Raw genomic sequence first — 21,093 nt, forward strand, 5'->3', positions numbered from 1 at the left:
GCCGCCTGCAAATTGTCATAAATCGCCTTTTGCAACTTTTTAACATCCTTGAGAGGCGGAATTAATAGCTCGGCGGAACTCAACCCAGAAGCACTAACAATCCGAGCTCGATCGGCAGCCGGAGCATCAGTCGGAACGCTCTTAAAATAATCGTCCTTTAAAGCCTCAACCGTAGAAGGCAAAACATTAGCAGCCTTAGCAAAAGCCAACTGATTTTGAGAATTAGTCACGTACAAAGCAAACTTGACAGCATCATCAGGGCGCTTGCTGTCGCGGGGTACAACCAAATTCATCACCGCCACAGTCTTCTTCCCTGTTTCCCCCGTAATTTGAGGCGCAGCAGCCGAAACAGCACCAATACTCGGAGCATTCTCAGAAATCGCCTTCAAAAACTGAGGCCCAGAAGCCAACAAAGAAGTTTCTCCAGCTTGATAAAGCTCGATCGCCCTGCGATGTCCCTGCACCAAAACATCCTGCGGCAAAAGTCCACCCTTGTACAAATCCACCCAATACTGAAAAACAGCTTTGCCCTTAGCAGTATTAAAAGCCGCCTTGCCTTTAGCGTCAATCAAAGGCACACCCATCTGCACGAAAGATTGCAAAACCTCGGCCGAATCTTCCGGCACAAAAGTCACAAAAAAAGCAAACTTACCAGTCTTTTCCTTCACCTGCTTCGCCACCTGTGCCAACTCGGCATAGGTAGCGGGAGGCTTAGCAATTCCCGCCTTCTTCAACAACTCCGTATTGTAAATTGTCACCCCAGTCGTGAGATACCAAGGAATGCCAAAACTCTTGCCGTCGAGTACGCCAGCTTTCCAGATATTTGGCAGATAGGTCGATCGAACTTGCTGCGGAATCCGAGAATCCAAATCCAGCCAAGCATTGCGTCCCGCCAAAAGCGAAGCAAAATCGGGATTTAGGTTCACCACATCCGGCGCTGTTTTCGCCGAAACAGCCCCCAAAATCTTGCTTTCCATCGCCGACCAAGGAACGTCCACCCAACGCACCTTCACCCCCGGATTTTCCGCTTCAAAACCGGCAATCGTCTTGTTGAAATACTCAGTAAACTGAGGTTGAAGCTGCATAGTCCAGAACTCGATTTCCTGCGTATTATTTGCCTGGGAATTAACAGCCGGCTTGCCACAACTCACCACCGCAGCCAGCAGCAGCCCTACCAGTCCAAAAACAGCAAACAGTTGCCAAGATTTACGTTTCATAGAATAAAATTTGAGAGTTATGGGAACCGTTAGATAACAAAGCGTGAAACGAAGCTATCCCTTTCCCCGCAGGGTTTCCCGTTCCCCGTAGGGGTTCCCGTAGGGTAGGGTAGGGAATCGCCCGAATCAAGCGCGATCGAGTCAGTAACAGAGTTTTGTACCTGGGCCCAGGAGCGAGATAATCTGTTTTTGTGCAGAATCAGCAGGTTTTCGGCCGATCGAGCTGGAATTTATTGACATTCGCAGCAGAATAGCTATTGTCAAGTAAATTGGATAGCATAAAATCGGAACTAGCGATCGCGCAACACAGACGGAGCTGCGTAGCTACGGCGGGATACCGAGATTACAGCACTCTTTCGGCAGTTGGAAACCAACCCTCCAACACCGGACTCGCTGAATCAGGCTGGCCAACAACAAAAGAAAAAAATAGCAATTACCGGCGACCCAATCACATGGTTAACTTTTTCAAAGGTCTACTTTCCCAACGCCAGCCAGGAATCGGGATTGAAATAGCCCCAGACCGCATCAACATCATTCAGCTCGAAAAGAAAGCTCAGGCATTAAAATTAGGCATCCTAGCCTCAATAGAAGTTCCAGAAGACATAGTACAAGAAGGACAAATAGTCGATCCGCCGGGAATGGCAGAACTAATACGTACCGTCCTCGCCGACAACAAAATCAAAGCCAAGCGAGTAGCCACAGCCATTCCCGGTCGCGAAGCCGTCATCCGCCTCATCCCAGTTCCTGCAGAACTCAACGAAGAAGAACTGCGGGATTACATGAACGCAGAAGCAGGACTGTACTTGCCGTTTCCCAGAGAAGACGCGGACGTAGACTATCAAAAAATAGGCCTATTTGTAGATGACGATGGAGTAGAAAAAGTACAAGTCGTGTTAGTAGCAACCCGCAGAGAAGTTACCGACACATACATCGAAACCTTCAAAGAAGCCGGACTGATTATAGACGTACTAGAAGTAACCAGTTTTGCTCTAATCCGCACCCTCAAAGAACAACTGCAACAATTTTCCTCCCAAGAAGCAGCAGTTCTCACCGCCATAGAATTTGACAGCACCGAGTTAGCTATAGTAGTGGACGGTATACCTCAGTTCAACCGTACCATCCCGATCGGCACCTACCAAATCCAGACCGCCCTCAACCAAGCCATGAACCTGCCGCCAACCAGAGACACCAGCGAACTGCAAGGCATGACCCTGCCCGTCACAGATACAATGGGCGCATCGGGAGACGCCAATCCGGGAACAAATGCGATGATAAAAGTATTGGGAGAACTAGCAGACGAACTGCGCCGCTCAGTAGACTTTTACCTCAACCAGAGCGAAGAACTCGAGGTAGCGCAACTGCTGCTAGCAGGCCCTGGAGCTGCGATCGGCAAACTAGACGAATTTTTTATGCAAAGATTAAGCTTGCCCGCATCTCAAGTCGATCCCATCGAAACCCTAGGACTCGAAATCAGCCAAGAAATTACCCCTGAACAGCGAGCAGGTTTAGGAGTCGCGCTAGGTTTAGGACTAAGGGAGGTTATGTGACCTAACAGTTTTAGATGAGAGAAAAACCCATTTGAGAATTTTAGGTAAAAATCCCTTCCAAAAGAAGAAGGTAGAAAGTAGAAGGTAAAATATTGGAGGTAGAAGGTAGAAGGTAAAAGGTAGAATATATCTGAAGTAGAAGCAGCCCCTTCTTTCAGTAGAAGGCAAAAAGTTGTTTCTTTCTTCCCTAAATAAATCCTTCACTTGTACCAGCAATCTTGGGTTCTGTCTAAAATCTCAAGTTTCAAATTTAAATCTATAGCAACAGCCAAGACTGTTAGGACATTCTTAATTGCTCAAACATAAGCGGTAAATCAGTTTTTCCTTCTTCCTTGTGTCTTTTACCTTCTACCTTGTGCCTTCTGCCTTCTTCCTTCTGCTATAAAATCGAGTGAAGCCATGTACAGCCTAGATATTAATTTTCTCAACGACCGTCCGGACTACAAACCAGTTGCAACCAAAAGCCCAGCTAAAAAAAGTTCCGGTGGAGCCAAAGACCAACTGCCCATATATGGGGCGGTGCTGTTTGCCTTCGGGGTCAACGCCGCCGTCCTGGGCGCCTGGTGGTGGGCGACTAACGAAAATAACAAGTTGGCCCAACAACAAGCAACCATCGACCAAGAACTGGTAACGTTAAACACTCAAGCCAGCACCATCAAAGCCATCAACGCCGAAACCGACCAAGTTACCGCCGAATACAAAGCATTAGCCGGAGTATTCGACCAAATTAAACCTTGGTCAGCGATGCTGCAAGACCTCAGCGCCCGCACTCCGGCGGGAGTGCAAATTGGCAAAATCGAGCAAATCGACCCCAGTCCCTCCCCCGTTGCAGCAGCACCCCCACCCCCTGCAGCCACCCCCGCAGCCAGCCCGTCCCCAGGAGCGAGTCCGTCTCCAGCCAGCCCTACCCCGGCTGCCGCTCCCCCTCCCGTCGTCCCGCAGCAGGCAGCAAAAGTACAAATTTCAGGGATAGCCAGTACCTTTGCTCAAGTTAACGACTTTATGCTGCTAGTCCAGCGCTCTCCTTTCTTCCTTAACACCGATACCAAACTGATAGCGGCCACCTTAAAAAACAACCCCGTACAATTACAAGTACGCAACCAAAACGCAGCACCACCAGAACTTCCCAAACTGCGACCGGTAGTGGAATATAAAATTGAAACGACGCTCAGCCCGACCGGAGCCTCCGAGTTGCTCCCCGAGCTCCGCAGCAAGCAAGCAGACGGGCTAGCAATACGGATAGAAACACTTCAAGAAAAAGGAGTGCTAGAACCACAAAAACCAGAGGTGAAAAAACAATGACAGCAAATCAGTTTATTCCCAGCGGCGCACAAGCAGAAGAGACAGGGGCTCAGGAAATATTCGGCATTAAGCTGACACCCCAAGTCCAAGCAATCGGCATCGCGGTTCTCGGCCTCCTACTCGCTGGCGGCCTCGGCTACCAGTTCGTACTTCCGGAATTCCAAAAAAGCGGCGAATTCCAGCAAAAACTTAGCGAAAGCAAGCAAACGCAACTGCAATTGAAAACTCAAATTCAAAAAAAGGCAGAAGCAGAAGCCAAGCAAGAAGAAGCAAAACAGCGTCGGGCAAACGTGACGGCAATGTTTGCCAGCGACGCCAGCGCCAACACGCTTTTGCTTGACATGACGCAACTGGTTAATAGAATCAATGCAGGCGTGCAAGGAGATGACCTCAAGGCTAAAATTACCAAGTTTGAGCCGGATATGCCCCCAGCGGCAGCAACCGCCGCGCCGGGAGCTCCAGACCCTGATATTCTCGCCGATACCTCCTTCGGGCCGTCCCTGGCTGGCAAGCTCAGACGCAAAAAATTCAAGGTAGAGTTTGAAGGCACTTTCGCTCAAACCCGCAATTTTATGCGTAACTTGGAGTTGATGCAGTCGCTGTTGGTAGTTAGGAATTTGAAATCTGAATTGCTAGCATCAAATCAGCCCATTGAAGTTGACTTTTTGAAAGGAAAAATAGTCCCTGTGGAGCAGCCGCCAACTAAAATTAAAACTGCTTTTGACTTGCACGCACTGCTGCCGTTAAAGCAAGAAGAAAAAGCGCCAACTCCGGCTCCAAGTCCTGCTGCTAAGTAGCTGTAGTTTGGCGGATATTAGTTAGCTATTGTTACCAAATGGCTATTTCACAAGAAGGCAGAAGGCAGAAGGTTGAAATTGGATGATTGAAGGTAGAAGTCAAAAAATATGAATGCCATTAAATAGTTCTTTTTATATGGCAATCAATAATTTGCTCTAAAACCTAATTTCTTCTAATACCAGTTTCAAAAAGTAATGGAACTGTATAGCAATTTTTGCAGGAGTCGTAATTTTTTTACCCCACCCCAACCCTCCCCTTACAAAGGGGAGGGAGTAAGAAATACACAAATGATGCGAGGATTGCTGTAGGATAGCTTCTAACCCCTATGTCATCTGTTATTCCCAATCGAAAATCTAAAATCGAAAAGGGCATAACTTCTTCGTTTAAAAAGGCTCGAAGCGAGAATATTTTAGTGAGTTTAGCAGCTAGCGACAAAAGACTGCGAACAAAAAATAACAAAGTGTAGTGGAGGAGAGAACGTGAAACAGCATCTACGGTTAAGTGGAGGACTCTTATGCAGCGTTGCAGGAGTTGCGATCGCCCAAGCCCCCGTCTGGGCAGCGCCCACTCAAGTCACAGGAGTGCAAGTAAGTCAAGGCAATAATGGCGTAAATATTGTGCTGGCGACAGAAAAGGGCGATCGCCCGCAAGTTTTCGCCATCAATAACGGCAATACTTACCAAGCCACAATTGTTAACACCCAGCTTCGCTTGCCACAAGGCAACAGCTTCCGTCAAGATAACCCCGCTCCAGGGATTTCTTCCGTAGAAATCAGCCAGGTAGAGGCTAACAGCATCCGCGTTGTGGTAGCCGGCACCAACGGAGTTCCCAACGGACAAATTGTGCCGGGACAAGGCCAAAGCATCGTCCTCAGTGTAGCCGGAGAGGGCGGTACAGCACAGTCTGCCCAAACTGTACCCCCGCCGCCTCCGGGACTGCCACTGAGCCAAACAGCTCCCCGGCAGGCTCCCCAAGTCCGCACGTCGCAAAACCCAGGCGTGCTGCTGCCAAATCCCGAAGTTACTGTTACCAGAAACGATCGCCCGCCCCTCCCCAGCGAAATTCAATCCCAGACAAATCAGGCGGCGCCTTTCCAGCCACGGGCAGTTGCGCCGCCCTTGGGAGATATCGCGGTGTCCAACATAGCCCCCGGCGCGGGAAATATTGAACTGAGTTCGGGAGAACGCATCCCCCGCTTGGTGCTGCGGGATGCCCCAGTCCGGGACGTTTTGGCTCTGCTGGCCCGCGCTGCTGGATTGAACATTGCTTTTACAGGTGGCGGTGCCCCCGCTCAACCGGGCCAGCCCGCAGTGCCTGGTCAGCCGGGAGCCTCCGGCTCAGATGAAGGGCCCAAGATTTCTTTGGACATCGAAAACGAGTCGGTGCAAGATGTCTTTAATTACGTGCTGCGGCTCAGCGGGCTGCAAGCTAACCGTCAGGGGCGGACGATTTTTGTAGGGACTAGCTTGCCGATCGACTCGCGCAATATTATCATTCGGACTCTCCGGCTCAATCAAGTTCGCTCTACGGATGCAGCTAACTTTTTGAGCGCTCAAGGTGCGGAAACTCAACTGCCGATTACTCGGGTGACGATTCAAAGCGTGGGCCAGGGAAATGCGGCGCGGGATGTGGAAATTAGGGAACCGGACATTAAGGCGATCGGCGCTAGGGAAGGCACCGGGCCGCTCTTACTGAGGGGACTGTCGGTGCTGGCGGATTCTCGGCTTAATTCCATCACTTTAGTGGGAGACCCGCGCAAAGTTGACATGGCTGTGGCTTTCTTGACACAGCTAGATTTGCGCCGCCGTCAAGTTGCAGTCAACGTCAAGGTGATCGATATCAACTTGTTGGGAAACAACAACACCAGCAGCAGTTTCTCTTTCGGAATTAATAACAATTTCTTTGTCAATGACAATGGGGCGGCAAGTCTCAATTTTGGCGGCATCAATCCGCCCGCTGGCCTTGGAGATCCCATCGCTCGACCGATCATCGGCAATCCCCTAGGAACTCCGGATGTTTTCTATGATGCGAACGGCCGGCGTATCGTGCCGTTTACAGGTCAAGGTCTCGAAGGTCCCGCCAAAGGTGTGTTCCTCCGGCCTACAGCCCCAATTACTAATGACCCCACGCGAGTTGGAATTACGGATTACGAGCCAGGCTCGACGACTAGCTCAGGAAGTGCAGAGTTCGGCTTGTTCCCGCTGTTTCAATATCCCAGGAGGTTCCTGTCGGCGTTGCAGGCAACTATTCAGAGCCAGAATGCCAAAATCCTGACAGATCCGACTTTGGTGGTTCAAGAAGGAGAAACGGCGAATGTGAATATTACTGATGAGGTGATCAGTAACATCACGTCCGACACCCAGACTACCGGAAATACAAGTACCACAACGGTGACGGCCGTCAAAGACAGGGCTGGTTTGCAGTTGGGGGTAGCAATTGACCGGATTGACGACAACGGCTTTGTTTCTCTGCGGGTGAACCCGATTATCAGGACACCGGGCACCCCCCAAAACCTAAGCACGGGCCCGAACACCAATACTATCAGGCTGCTGGGCGAGCGCTCGTTGCAATCAGGCTTAATTCGCCTGCGGGACGGTCAGACTTTGATTGTTTCGGGGATTATCCGCGACGAAGAACGGATTACAGCGAACAAGATTCCGATTTTGGGAGATTTGCCGATTATCGGTTCGCTGTTCAGGAGTACCAATAAGGCTAACCAGCGAGCGGAGTTGATTGTATTGCTGACACCGCAGATTTTGGATGATAGCGATCGATCGAACTTTGGCTACCAAAACAACATCAGTCCCGACGCCCGCCAACTGTTGCAGCGCAGCCAGCCCGTCCAGCCGAGACAGTAGGAACGAAGGAAAAATGCCTTGCTGTCAACTTTCCACCCTCTTTCCCCTGAACTCGACAGTCCGACAGGGGTTTCAAACCCTGCTTCAAAGCTAAAGTCCTCTTGCATAGGACTAAAGAACTCATTAGTCCTATGCAAGAGGAGTATAAATCAATACTCCGGACAGTTTTTGAGACAGAGGCTGAAACCCTCATTCTACCGTTAGCATTAGATCTCGCTGAGAAGGCTGAAACCCTCATTCTACCGTTAGTGCTTGAAAACTGTCCGGACTATTGATAAATCACTCTTTCAGTCGTCTAAAGACGACTTCTGCTATGAGACAGGGACTTCAGCCCCTGGCGGGTTTAGAGAGAATGAAACAGCCCTGCCCCGCTGGCGAAAGAAAGAGGGGAAAGAAAGAAGAAAGAAGGAAAAAACTTTTCCTTTAGCCCTTGACAAATTACATTTTATTCCTTCTATTTCTTATTTCTTTAGGCTTTCAAATCCACCGAGGCGACAAATCTTCTCTCCAAGGTGGTATTTTTTTACCTAAATTTTGGGATTAATTAAAAAAAATTAGCAAGTTCCATATAAATTAAAGGTTCCACCGATCCATAACGGTCGGCAAGACTTTAGAATAATGCAGTGAAAATTAGATGCTGTGGGGTTTTCAGCACTTAGAAACAAAAATTCCTTTTCTGACCAATTACCCTAGGGTAATTAGTATTCAGCAGGAGTTGTGATTCGAGGAAGCGGACGGGAGCAATAGGGAACCACCCAAACCTCCCAATCCACACCTCAATCCAGTTGATCGCTCACGGCTAATAGTTGAACTAACTCTGTTTAACGTAATTTTGCAAATCCAGAAGGAGTTCGCAATGAACAAAGGTGAATTGGTTGATGCAGTCGCGGAAAAGGCTAGCGTGACGAAAAAACAGGCAGATGCTGTTTTGAGTGCCGCCCTTGAAGCAATCATGGAAGCTGTCTCCGATGGCGACAAGGTGACGCTGGTCGGTTTTGGCTCGTTTGAGTCGCGGGAACGCAAGGCCCGCGAGGGTCGCAATCCCAAAACTGGCGACAAGATGGAAATCCCGGCAACCAGAGTTCCTGCATTTTCCGCAGGGAAGTTGTTTAAGGACAGAGTTGCACCCCCGAAAAACGCGGAATAGCTGGCGAACTGAGTCTTGATTAGACCTGTACACGGTGGGAATTTAGCTTGGGCAGCCGCACTGGCAGGCTGCCCTGCCTCTGCTATTCTGGATTTTTCTGCCAGTATCAGTCCTTTGGGCCCTCCTGAGTCGGCCCTGGATGCGATTCAATCACACTTGAGCAGTCTTACGGCTTACCCAGACCCGGATTATGGAGAGCTCAGGACTGCTTTGGGTGAGGCTTTGAATGTTGACCCGGATTGGATTTTGCCGGGGAATGGTTCGGCGGAATTATTGACTTGGGCGGCTTGGGATTTGTCGAAGCTTCCGGCGACTTATTTGGTGACTCCGGCTTTTGGCGATTACTGGCGGGCTCTTTCGGCTTTCGGGGCGAAGGTGCTCAAATGTCCTTTGGATCTCCAATTGTTGGATGCGGAGCCTGTTCGCCGCTTAGTAACGGATGATTTGTCGGTTTCTAACCGTTCCCTTGTCTCCCCTTCTTTCCGTCTCCCGGTTCCTCTTGCTCTCGATGCCGAGAGAGGTTTGCTTCTGAACAACCCGCACAATCCTACGGGTTTACTGTTTGGGAGAGAGGCGATTTTGCCTTATGTGAAGCAGTTAGGTATGGTGGTGGTGGATGAGGCCTTTATGGACTTTCTACCGCCTTCTGAGCAGGAAACTTTGATCGATGCTGTTGAGGAGTTTCCGAATTTGGTGATTTTACGATCGCTCACTAAATTCTATTCTCTGCCGGGACTGCGCTTGGGCTGTGCGATCGCCCATCCCGATATTCTGCGCCGCTGGCAGCAGCAGCGCGATCCTTGGCCTGTGAATGCTTTGGCTGCTGCTGCTGCTGCTGCTGTGGTTCGAGATGCTGCTTTTGAGCGGCAAACCTGGGATTGGCTTCCTGTTGCTCGCTTTGAGCTATTTGAGGCTTTGGCTAATTTACCGGGTTTGCAACCTTTTCCAGGCGCGGCTAATTTCTTGTTGGTTGAGTCGTCTATGTCGGTTTCTTCTATTCAAAAAAGTCTGTTGGAACGACACCGGATTTTGATTCGGGATTGTTTGAGTTTTCCTGAGTTGGGCGATCGTTTTTTTCGGGTGGCTGTGCGCTCCAGGACGGACAATCTGCAGCTGATTGCTGGACTTAGGGATGTGATTAGTCGTTAACTAGGAAATTCATTTCACGCCAGCATCAAAGATTTGGCGTGAGATGAATGCCAGTGAGTTTAAGACTGCACATCTTTGATACAGCCGGTCAACCGCAGATACAAGGGAGATGAACGCAGATAAATGCAGATAATTTCAAGAATTAAGAGCTAAGGAAAGCAATTCAAGTCTGCTGACTACTGACTATTGACTACTGACTACTGACTTCTTTATTTATGCTTGACTATGATTTAGTGATTATTGGTGGAACTCCGGCCGGACGTTATGCTGCTTTGACTGCAACTAATTTCCCGGCTCGCGTTGCTTTGGTGGAACCGCTAAGTAATTCCCAAGATTTGCCGACTGGGGGGAAAGAGTCGATCGACCTTGGTTTGAGATACAGCCAAACTTTGAGGGAGGCTGCTCGTTTTGCCCAGCAGATCTGCCGCCAGCAGTTGGGGGTTCGCTGGGAAGTCGCTAATTCCTCTATGCCGATCAAATTAGGGTTTGACGGGGTTCTCAAGTGGGCCGAGGGTGTTGTTTCTAATTTGTCAGAAATTGATGATCTCGGCGTTTTGGCTGCTCGCGGTGTCGATGTTATTTTTGGCAGCGGCGAGTTTGTGGCGAAACCGGATTTGGCTTTCGTTGTCGGCGGGCGAAAATTGCGATCGCTTTGTTATTTGCTAGCTTGTCCAACTCTGCCGGCGATTCCCAATATAGAAGGACTTTCGTCTGCTGGCTTTTTTACTTCGGAAACTGTCGGGGAATTAGCAAAACTTCCACAGTTGCCTAAAAGTTTGGCTGTAATCGGCGCAGATCCCAGCGGTGTCGAAGTGGCTCAAACTTTTGCTCGATTAGGGGTTACTGTTACGCTTGTGGTGAAGGGTTCGCACATTTTGACGAAAGAAGACCGAGAGGCTGCTGGCTTGGTTCAAGCTGCAATGGAAGCTGAGGGAGTGCGAATTCTGACTGCTACTGAGGTGACTCAAGCGAGGGTGATTGATGGTAAGAAGTGGATTCAAGCTGGGCCAAGGGCGATCGAAGCTGAGGAGATTTTTCTGGCCACGGGCCGCCAGCATCATTTTGCATGGTTAAATCTCGAAGCCGCTGGGGTTAAATTCAGCGATCGGGGGGTGATTTTAAATGAAAAGCTGCAAACAACTAATCGCCGCATTTACGCGATCGGCGATCTTGCTGGGGGTTATCCGTTCCCTCACATCGCTAATTGCGAAGCTGCGGTTGCTGTGAAAAATGCTTTGTTTTTGCCGATGTTTCAAATAGATTATCGCGGGATTCCTTGGGCGATTTTTTCTGACCCGCAATTGGCGAGGGTTGGCTTGACTGAAGCGCAAGCAAGGCGCCGTTTTGGAGACGATCTCATTATTTGTCGCGAATATTTCAAGAATGTTGAAAAAGCTCAAATGTCCGGGGATACAACTGGTTTTTGTAAGATTGTCGGGCGTCGCAACGGGGAGATTTTGGGAGCGAGTATTGTGGGACCGCAAGCTGCTGAGTTGATTCACGCGATCGCTTTGGCTGTGCGTCACGGAATGAAGGTGGAGGCGATCGCCGAACTTCCTTATATTTGGTCGAGTTTTTCGGCAATTAACGGTCAAACTGCTGCTGTTTGGGAGTCGCAGCGCTTGGGCAGCAATACTTTTATGCAGAATTTGTGGGAGAATTTGTTTCACTGGCGCAGGTATTGGAAGTGAAACAATCAAAGGGGTAATTGGTAATTCGTAATTGTAAGTATGTGAGTGGCAAAATATAATTGACTTGGGCTAGTTCGATAGTCTACTTATCAACTTTGGCATTTAATGCCTGGTTCACTTATTAGAGTGGGGCAGCTTGTTCTGGCCTCTCGACCAATAATTCGGCTGGCGATCCCATGAATCTTCATTTGTCCCAAATCTGACACACAAACTCAATTTTCTATGCTTCCAACTTTAAATTACGCTCCGACAGAATTGTATTAATGACATTAAATTATCACCTAAACTATACATTAAAACTTAATAGGCGATCGCATACAAGCATCGGTGTCAAAAATACTCTTAAGTACCTGATTAGTCTCTTTAATTCCTCTTCTATAAACTGCTGTCGTTCAATCAGCCTTAGCCTCCTTCATTTTCTACTGAGTCTTAACTCAAGTATAAACAGTTCTTGCATAAACAATTCAAGTATTGTTTTAAACTCGTGCTTTCATAAGTTGAACCACAAAGTATATTAAGAAAAATGTAATACAATGAATAGCACAGCAGATAGAGCGACAATAGTAGATATCAACTCTCAGAAACTTCAGGCTTTATAGAAGTAGTAGGAATACGTAGGTATGACTAGCATCACAAATCTTTTTCTAGGATATCACATAAACGAGCAAATATACGCAGGTAATCGAACTGTAGTTTATCGTGGCATTCGCTCGGAAAATGGGCAGCCAGTCGCGATCAAACTGCTGCGAAATGACTTTCCCCGGTTCAACGAACTGGTTCATTTTCGCAACCAGTACATCATTGCTAAAAACTTAGATATCCCTGGCAGTGTTAAGGCATACAGCCTGGAGACTTACCATAACCACTATGCTCTGGTGATGGAAGACTTTGGCGGAATTTCCTTAAGTAACTACCTTGCTAGTCTCGCATCCGATAGCAACGAACCTCTAGAAGGCTTGCCCGTTAACGAGTTTCTTCCCATTGCCATTCAAATTGCCAACGCCCTGGACGGACTTTATCGCCACCACGTCATCCATAAAGACCTCAAGCCCGCCAACATTCTGATTAACCCCACCAGCAAAGAAGTGAAGCTGATTGACTTCAGCATCGCTTCCCTACTTCCTCGCGAAACCCAAGAAATTCAAAATCCTAACGTCCTCGAAGGCACTTTACCCTACATATCTCCAGAACAAACTGGCCGGATGAACAGGGGTATTGACTACCGCACAGATTTCTACTCTGTAGGAGTAACATTCTACGAATTACTAACAGGAAAGTTACCATTTCAAACAGACGATCCAATGGATTTGGTACACTGCCACCTCGCCAAACAACCTATCCCAGCCTCAACGATCAACCAGAGTGTTCCATTGGTGCTGTCTGAGATTGTCAGCAAACTGATGGCGAAGAATGCTGAAGCTCGGTATCAAAGCGCGATCGGACTCAAGTTTGATTTGGAAACTTGTTTGTCCCAGTGGCAAGAGACAGGGGCGCTGACTAACTTTAAAATAGGGGAGCGAGATGTGTGCGATCGCTTCTCTATCCCCGAAAAATTATACGGTAGAGAAAGGGAAGTATTCTCCCTGCTAGCGGCCTTTGAGCGGGTCAGTGGGGGAAGTACCGAAATGATGCTGGTTGCCGGTTTCTCCGGCATTGGCAAAACCGCTGTTGTCAACGAAGTTCACAAACCAATTGTGAGACAGCGAGGCTACTTTATTAAAGGCAAATTTGACCAATTTCAACGCACCCTTCCCTTTTCAGCATTTGTCCAAGCTTTTCGCGATTTAATGGGACAATTGCTGTCAGAAACAGATATTAAAATTGAAGAATGGAAGGTGAAGATTTTGGCAGCTTTGGGCGATAGCGCTGGGGCGATCGTTGAAGTCATTCCCGAACTCGAACGTATTATCGGCTCACAACCGCCAGCCCCAGAACTTTCTGGCAGTGCCGGTCAAAATCGCTTCAATTTGTTATTGGAAAAGTTTATTCAATTATTCACAACAAAAGAACATCCTTTAGTTATTTTCTTGGACGATTTGCAATGGGCAGACTCAGCATCGTTAAAATTAATGCAACTGCTGATGAGTGCTGCTGATAACTGCTATCTCTTATTAATGGGAGCTTATCGAGATAACGAAGTGTTTCCAGCACATCCCTTGATGCTGACCTTAGCAGATATTCAAAAAACTGAAGCAAAGGTGAATGCGATTACCTTAGCTCCGCTCGATCGAGCCGACGTGAATAGTTTAGTAGCCGATACTCTAGCTTGTTCTACAGCGTTGGCTCTGCCTTTGACAGAACTCGTTTATCAGAAAACCCAAGGCAATCCATTTTTCAGCACACAATTCCTCAAATCATTGCATGAAGATGGGCTCATTAAATTTAATTTTGAAGAGCGGTATTGGCAGTGCGATATTGCCCGAGTGCGAACCTTGGCACTAACAGATGATGTAGTAGAATTTATGGCACTTCAGTTGCGAAAGTTGCCAACCCAGACACAGGAAGTTTTAAAGTTAGCTGCTTGTATTGGCAATCTGTTCGATTTAGGGACTTTAGCAATTGTTGATGAAAATTCGCCCCTAGAAACCGCAACAGCTTTATGGAAGGCACTAGAAGACGGGCTAATTTTACCCATTACCGAAGTTTATAAGTTTTATCAAGTAGAGGGGAATAGCGCATCGGTAATCGGTAATGGGAAGGAATCTGACCAATTATCATTTACCCACGACCAATTACCCAAATATAAGTTTTTACACGATCGCGTCCAGCAAGCAGCCTATTCTCTCATTCCTGAAGACCAAAAGCGCTCTACTCACTTAAAAATAGGTCAACTGCTGTTAAAGAATACGCCAGAAGCCGATCGAGAAGAAAGAATTTTTGATATTGTCAATCACTTAAATGTGGGATTTGAGCTAATTACCCCGGAGGCAGAACGGGAGAAATTAGCACGATTGAATCTAGTTGCTGGAAAGAAAGCCAAAGCGGCTACTGCCTATCGTGCTGCGGTTGACTATTTCAAGATTGGCAGGGAATTACTGACAGCAAATAGTTGGCATAATCAGTATGAAGTAACATTAGCGCTGCATACCGAAGCAGCAGAAACAGCTTATCTAAGCGGTGACTTTGAGCGGATGGAAGAATTGGCATCAGTTGTGGAAAGCTGCGCCAAAATGCTACTGGACAAAGTGAAGGTATATGAAGTACAGATGCAAGCTTACATGGCGCAAAATAAGTTACAGGAAGCGCTGAATACGGGACTACAAGTTTTAAAACAGTTGGGGGTAGAGTTTCCCTGCGAGCCAAATCCGTCTGATATTGGGCAGGCATTAGGGGAAACCGCCTCAATTTTGAGCGGAACGCGGATTGAGGACTTAATTGAGCTGCCTCAAATGAGCGATCTTTATAAACTAGCAGCTATGAGACTTTTATCAAGTATCTTTGCTCCTGCATACATTGCTGCTCCTGCACTGTTGCCTTTGACTGTGTGCAAACAAGTACAATTATCCGTCCAATATGGGAATGCTTTTGTTTCTCCCTTTGCTTACGCCAATTATGGTTTTCTTCTTTGTGGAGTTGTGGAAGATATTGATTCAGGTTATCAGTTCGGTCAATTGGCTTTAAGTCTAGTGTCAAAGTTAAATTCTCAAGAAATCAAAACAAAGACAGCCTTCATAGTAAATTTATTTATCCGACATTGCAAAGAGCATCTCAGGGAAACCTTAGAGCCTTTGGTGTCAGCTTACTCTAGCGGAATGGAGGCAGGAGATTTAGAATATGCCGGCTATAATTTATTACAGTCTTCCTGTTCAGCTTACTATAGTGGCAAAGAACTGAATCTCCTTGAAATAGAGATAGCAAGAAACAGAGATGCTATTCATAAAATCAAGCAAGAAACAGCGCTTAATTATATAGAAATTTATTGGCAGGCTATCTTGAATTTGCTGGGAAAAAGTGATAATTCCTGCTTTCTAAAGGGTGAAGCCTGTGACGAGCAGATGAAGCTGCCATTTTACCAGCAAGCGAACGATAAAGTAGGAGTTGCATACATATATTTAAACAAACTTTTACTTTGTTATTTGTTTGAAAAATACTCAGAAGCGATTGATAATATCGCTATAGCAGAGAACTATTTAAATGCAGTAATAGGAATGCCCGTTGTTCCTGTTTTCCATTTCTACGATTCTTTGGTGCGGTTGGCGGTGTATTCTGACACTCCACAGTCAGAACAACATGAACTTCTTGACCGAGTACAAGCTAATCAAGAAAAAATGCAAAAATGGGCATATCATGCCCCCATGAATCATCTGCATAAATTCTATATAGTAGAGGCAGAACGGCATCGGGTTTTAAACCAAAAAATAGAAGCGATCGAGATGTACGACAAGGCTATTGCCCTCGCCAAAGAGAACAAATACATCAACGAGGAAGCTCTAGCTCACGAACTCGCTGCTAAATTCTATTTAGAATGGGGTAAAGAAAAACTGGCAAAACCCTATTTAATTGATGCTTACTATGCTTACGCTCGTTGGGGAGCAAAAGCAAAGATTGACCATCTAGAACAGCGCTATCCTCAATTGCTTGCTGTGATCCTGGAACAGGAGCGAGCTCGCCAGAATCCGAGCGAAACAATTCACACATCCACCCATAGTGAATCATCCGTATCTAACACGAATAGAACAATTATCGGTAGCACCAGCAGTTGGGGCTTAGTAGATTTGCCGACAGTTATCACAGCTTCTCAAGCTCTATCTAGCGAAATTAAACTCGATCAATTGCTCACTACCCTCATGCAAGTTGTGGTGAAGAATGCCGGAGCACAAAGCGGAGCCTTAATTTTGAATGAAGAGGGAAACTGGAGGCTCAACGTCCACTGCACAAACCGTCAAGACTGCCTTCTGCAATCAATTCCGGTTGAGGAGAGCGAAGTAATTCCTCTGAGCCTGCTCAACTACGTCAAACGTACAAAAGAAACCCTGATTTTTGATGATGCTAGCAATCAACCAAGATTTGCATCTGACCCCTACATAATCCAACACCAACCTCAGAGCCTGCTTTGCACTCCAATCAGCGAGCGAGGGAAAATGATGGGGATTTTGTATTTGGAAAATAATTTAGCAACAGGGGTATTCACGGGCGATCGCGTCGCCATCCTAAACATCCTTTGCTCCCAAGCTGCAATTTCCTTACAGAACGCCCGACTGTATCAACAATCTCAGGAATATGCCCAAAAACTAGAGCAGTCTATTGAGGATCTCAAACAGATGCAACTGCAATTGGTGCAAGGTGAGAAAATGTCTGCTCTCGGCAATTTAGTCGCAGGGGTAGCCCACGAAATTAACAATCCCGTAGGCTTTATCGCCGGCAACTTGCAACCCGCTCAAGAATACGTCGGGGATTTATTCAATTTGATCGATCTCTATCAAGAAACATTTCCCAATCCAGGAGGGGAAATTGAAACAGAAATTGAGGATATGGACTTGGAGTATTTGCGAGAAGATTTGCCCAAGTTAATTGGCTCAATGAAGGATGGAGTCGATCGCATCCGCAATATCAGTACGAGTTTGAGAACGTTTTCCAGGGCAGACAGCGATCGACCAGTTTCTTTCAATATTCACGACGGACTCGAAAGCACTCTCCTGATTCTCAAGCATCGTTTAAAAGCGAGCGAGTTTCGCCCTGCCATTGAAGTTGTGAAAGAGTATGGTGATTTGCCGCTCGTGAAATGCTTTCCCGGCCAGTTGAACCAGGTATTTATGAACGTACTGGCGAATGCCATTGACGCTCTGGAGGAGTCAAATAAGGGACGCATTTTTCAGGAAATTAAAGCCCTCCCCAATCAAATCACGGTTCAAACTGCTCTGAGCGAAGACAACAATCAGGTTTTAATTCGCATTAAGGATAATGGAGTGGGGATGTCGAATGAAGTCAAGGAAAACATCTTTAACCACTTATTCACAACCAAGTCTGTGGGTCAAGGAACCGGATTAGGATTGTCTATAGCCCACCACATTGTTGTGGAAAAACATGGAGGTAAATTAGTTGTGAATTCCTCATTGGGGCAGGGTTCGGAGTTTGTGATTTCTGTTCCAGTATGAGCAGTTCGTGCTAGGCTTTTACCGCATAGAGTACCGCCCCCCAACTCGGAACCTCGTTATTACAAGAAAGAGGACACGGGGAACAACGGGAAACAGGCTCTCTTGCTCTCAGGCTAGGAACTAGCGACTACAAACTAGGGAAACAAAAAATCTAGGCTCATTCCCCCATACTCCGTCCGCACCTTATTAGTTAGTGATGGAGGCAGCGGTTTACAACCGCCTGCTTTACAAAAACTCTTCTCTGTTTTTGTTCTCGGTTCCGAGTTAAGAATTCCCTTGAGATTCTACGCATCTACCTTACCGAAACGAAACCGGCTATCATGCTACTGAGATTGTGGAGTTTAATTTCATAGCTGAAAACTCTATTTGAATTAACTCATTTTTGATTGAACGATCGCTAACATCATAATGTGCGCAGCGCGGGCCCTAGGTTGAAGTTTGGGTTAGATAAGCAACGCGCGCCCTACATTAATAAGGTGCGCGCTTGCCACTTGAGGCTTAGATGTACGGAGAGGGTGGGATTTGAACCCACGTTAGAGTTACCCCTAAAGTAGATTTCGAGTCTACCGCATTCAACCGCTCTGCCACCTCTCCAATAGATTTGAGATGTGAGCTAAAAGTATTTTACCGCACAGTGCGCCACATTGTAAATCTTTATAAAAAAGAAGTTTGATTTTCTTCAGATTCCAGAGTGGTCTTAAATCCCCCTGCGGGAGTCCACTGGAGGGCTCCGTCGCGCCCTGTCCAGAATATCTGAGTTTTGCTTTGGCGCAGTTGGGCTGCGGTTTCTGGGTCGATTTCGTCAGCAGATGCGATCGCCACTTGCGGCCCAACTGCGCCCAATAACTCAGCCGTCAGTGCTTTTCCTGACCACCACAGCACTTGAGCCGGCTTCAAGGTTCCCGTTGCTGCCAATTTTTTTTGCGCTTCCGGTGTCATTTCACCGACGAGCAACCAAGTTCGATTTCCCACCAAAAATTCTACCACCGGAATCTCCGCATTCACCAACTGCAACCGGGTCGAACCCATATCAACTGTAGTGCTAGTTTCTAAAGGAATATAAACGCCTTGGCGTGATTGCACAGCCGTCATAAATTCGTGATTGCTGCCACGGTGAATTTGTTTCGGATCGTTATTATCATAAAATGTTTTAAGTGGCAAGCGTTCTAGTAATTTTCCCCAACCACCGCTCAAACCTAAATGACCGTGAGTGGCGATCGCAAAATTCACAGAATTAACTCCTTGCTGCTGCAAAAAAGGCAACACTGTAAACCTTACGGTATTTTCATCACCGCTATTAATTAGCGCCACTTTTCCCCTATCTTGAATTACTAAAACAGGTTCCCCAGATGTCGCCAGCAAAGTAACTTGAAATAAAGATGCTTGAACGTGCCAAGCTGGCAAAACTATGATACTTATTCCCGCCACCAGCGCTAGCGGTAAAATCCAAGCAGATGAAAAACTCGGCAGCGCAATAACTCTGCTTTTCCCCTTCTTCCCTTTCCCTTTTTCCTGGTTTTTCCCTCTGACTGCTTCCGGCTTCCGTCTTTTTTCTTCCTTCCTCCTTCTATCCGTTACAGAATCAGTTGCCGAACTTCCCCCGATCCAAACCCAGCAAATTAAACTGTAAAGCGCTATTAGCTGAAACACCGATACTTGACCGACAGCTACAGAATTACCCGGTAATTGCGAGAAATATTGGGCGATCGCAATTAACCCCTTTGCCGGATAATCGAGCAGTTGCGCTAAAACACTGCCAGCGGGGGGAAAAATCAATCCAGCTAAAGCGCTAACCATCCCCCCAATACTCAAAATCCACAGCAAAGGAGCCGCAATAATATTAACTAAAATGCTGTAAGGTGATACCACACTAAAAACATAAAGTAACAGCGGTAGCACCCAAACTGAAGCGGCGACCGGAACCACAACAATCGAAGCGATCGCGGGAGGCATCCAGTCCAACTTAGCCATCAGCGGGGGCGTTGTCACGATTAACCCCAAAGTCGCCAAAAAACTCAGTTGAAAACCTAAATCCCAAATCCACAAAGGGTTAACCAGCAGTAAAATGGTAGCAGCGATTAACAGCAATCCCAGCGGCTTAACTTGGCGGCTCAGCACCAAAGCAAATAATGTTCCAAATCCCATCAAAGCAGCGCGACATACTGAAGCTTCAAAGCCAGTTAATGCCACTAGCAAAAATAAAGCACCGACGCCAAAACTAAATTGTAATTGTTTGGAAAAACGCCTGGTTAAACCCAGAACTAAAGCCAAAACCATTGAAACTTGAGTGCCAGAAGCTGCGATCGCGTGGGCTAATCCAGCCTGCACAAAATAGTCGCGGATATTGTAAGGTAAATCTACTGCTTGTTTGCCGAGGGCGATCGCACTGATTAAAGGCCCTTCGGGAACATTTAACTGCGATAGTTGCGATCGCACTATCCGCTGCCGCATCGCTTGAATTTTCGATGGCTGCATCCCGCTTGGCTCCAAGAAAGCAGCCGTTTGGCTGTTAACTCGATTTACATCCGCGATCGCATTTTCTCTCCTCCAGTCAATTTGACGGCCTTTGAGCCCTACAAAAGCTCCTTCTCTGGCTAAATATGCTTGAAAATCAAAAGCCCCTGGATTAGACGGCGGCTGCGGTTTGTACAAGGAACCCACAACTGCGATCGTATTGTCGGCGTACAAACCCGTTGCTTGCAGGAGGGGCACTGTAACGTAGAGTTTGCCGGATACTGGGCGGTTTACGACTGCTCCTCCCTCGCCGCCGTTGATTTCGCTAACTAAATCTGTTTCTAGCCAAAATTGCGATCTACCCGATCGAGTCAATCGAGGCGTACTGACAACTCTACCGCGAACTGTCACTGCCACTTCTTGAGTGTTTCCGCCAGCCGGAATCAGTTTGCTAATGTCATCTATTGCCGGTTGGGGCGATCGAACTGCAAAATAAACACTAGCTAGAAATGCCAGCAAACCCGCCACCGCCCACACCCATTTCGCTCTCGGCAGCATCTCCAACAAACTCAACTCTTCCCTCGCATCTAAGGGTTCTTCAAGAGCATTTTCTTTTTGTCGGCTGCGTCTTTTCTTAGTAACTTTGACAGAATTTTTAGTATATTTTCGCAACAATTTCGGCAGGGCGATGGCCACGGCTATTCCCAAAGCAAGTATCCCGTATCTACCCCAAGAAACCGCTGTAGAAATCAATCCCAAAATGTAGGCAAGACAGAAAATGGCACCCGTTGCTTGATTCATTAATTAGTAATTTAGAGGGGGAATATTTCAGGGA

Annotated in this window: 10 protein-coding genes and 1 tRNA gene; 8 read left to right on the forward strand and 3 right to left on the reverse strand. The window is 47.2% G+C overall.

The window, feature by feature from the left end; genetic code table 11:
• Positions 1-1,217, reverse strand: a 1,217-nt coding sequence (locus QUA45_RS17460) for a sugar ABC transporter substrate-binding protein (protein WP_333221698.1), incomplete at its 3' end; no start/stop codon positions are given.
• A gap of 452 nt (positions 1,218-1,669) precedes the next feature.
• Here QUA45_RS17460 and pilM point away from each other — a divergent pair.
• The 8 genes from pilM (at position 1,670) to QUA45_RS17500 (ending at position 17,804) form a co-directional block, all read left to right on the forward strand.
• The gene (gene pilM / locus QUA45_RS17465; RefSeq protein WP_333067299.1) at positions 1,670-2,764 is read left to right on the forward strand and encodes a type IV pilus assembly protein PilM; all 1,095 of its coding nucleotides are present in this window, start codon (positions 1,670-1,672) and stop codon (positions 2,762-2,764) included.
• A gap of 399 nt (positions 2,765-3,163) precedes the next feature.
• Positions 3,164-4,066 carry a PilN domain-containing protein gene (locus QUA45_RS17470; RefSeq protein WP_333097747.1) on the forward strand — a complete coding sequence of 301 codons (903 nt, stop codon included), beginning with the start codon at positions 3,164-3,166 and terminating at the stop codon, positions 4,064-4,066.
• On the forward strand, positions 4,063-4,863 hold the full coding sequence (locus QUA45_RS17475; RefSeq protein ID WP_333097749.1) for a pilus assembly protein PilO: 801 nt from the start codon (positions 4,063-4,065) through the stop codon (positions 4,861-4,863). The genes QUA45_RS17470 and QUA45_RS17475 overlap by 4 nt, the downstream gene beginning before the upstream one ends.
• 480 nt (positions 4,864-5,343) lie before the next feature.
• Positions 5,344-7,722 carry an AMIN domain-containing protein gene (locus tag QUA45_RS17480; protein ID WP_333221699.1) on the forward strand — a complete coding sequence of 793 codons (2,379 nt, stop codon included), beginning with the start codon at positions 5,344-5,346 and terminating at the stop codon, positions 7,720-7,722.
• A gap of 838 nt (positions 7,723-8,560) precedes the next feature.
• Complete coding sequence (locus QUA45_RS17485; RefSeq protein WP_278187376.1) at positions 8,561-8,869, forward strand: HU family DNA-binding protein; 309 nt, start codon at positions 8,561-8,563, stop codon at positions 8,867-8,869.
• Between the two features lie 15 nt (positions 8,870-8,884).
• Positions 8,885-10,018: a threonine-phosphate decarboxylase CobD gene (gene cobD, locus QUA45_RS17490; protein ID WP_333097753.1), complete on the forward strand. Its 1,134-nt coding sequence runs from the start codon at positions 8,885-8,887 to the stop codon at positions 10,016-10,018.
• Positions 10,019-10,233: 215 nt separating this feature from the next.
• A complete protein-coding gene (locus QUA45_RS17495; protein ID WP_333221700.1) occupies positions 10,234-11,709 on the forward strand; it encodes an NAD(P)/FAD-dependent oxidoreductase in 1,476 nt (491 codons plus the stop codon).
• A gap of 620 nt (positions 11,710-12,329) precedes the next feature.
• The gene (locus QUA45_RS17500) at positions 12,330-17,804 is read left to right on the forward strand and encodes an AAA family ATPase (RefSeq protein ID WP_333221701.1); all 5,475 of its coding nucleotides are present in this window, start codon (positions 12,330-12,332) and stop codon (positions 17,802-17,804) included.
• A gap of 507 nt (positions 17,805-18,311) precedes the next feature.
• Here QUA45_RS17500 and QUA45_RS17505 read toward each other — a convergent pair.
• Both QUA45_RS17505 and QUA45_RS17510 read right to left on the reverse strand, forming a co-directional pair.
• Positions 18,312-18,398, reverse strand: a tRNA-Ser gene (locus QUA45_RS17505).
• Positions 18,399-18,458: 60 nt separating this feature from the next.
• The gene (locus tag QUA45_RS17510; protein ID WP_333221702.1) at positions 18,459-21,059 is read right to left on the reverse strand and encodes a ComEC/Rec2 family competence protein; all 2,601 of its coding nucleotides are present in this window, start codon (positions 21,057-21,059) and stop codon (positions 18,459-18,461) included.
• Between the last annotated feature and the right edge of the window lie 34 nt (positions 21,060-21,093).

The organism is Microcoleus sp. Pol12A5 (assembly GCF_036701435.1).
Lineage (GTDB): Bacteria > Cyanobacteriota > Cyanobacteriia > Cyanobacteriales > Microcoleaceae > Microcoleus.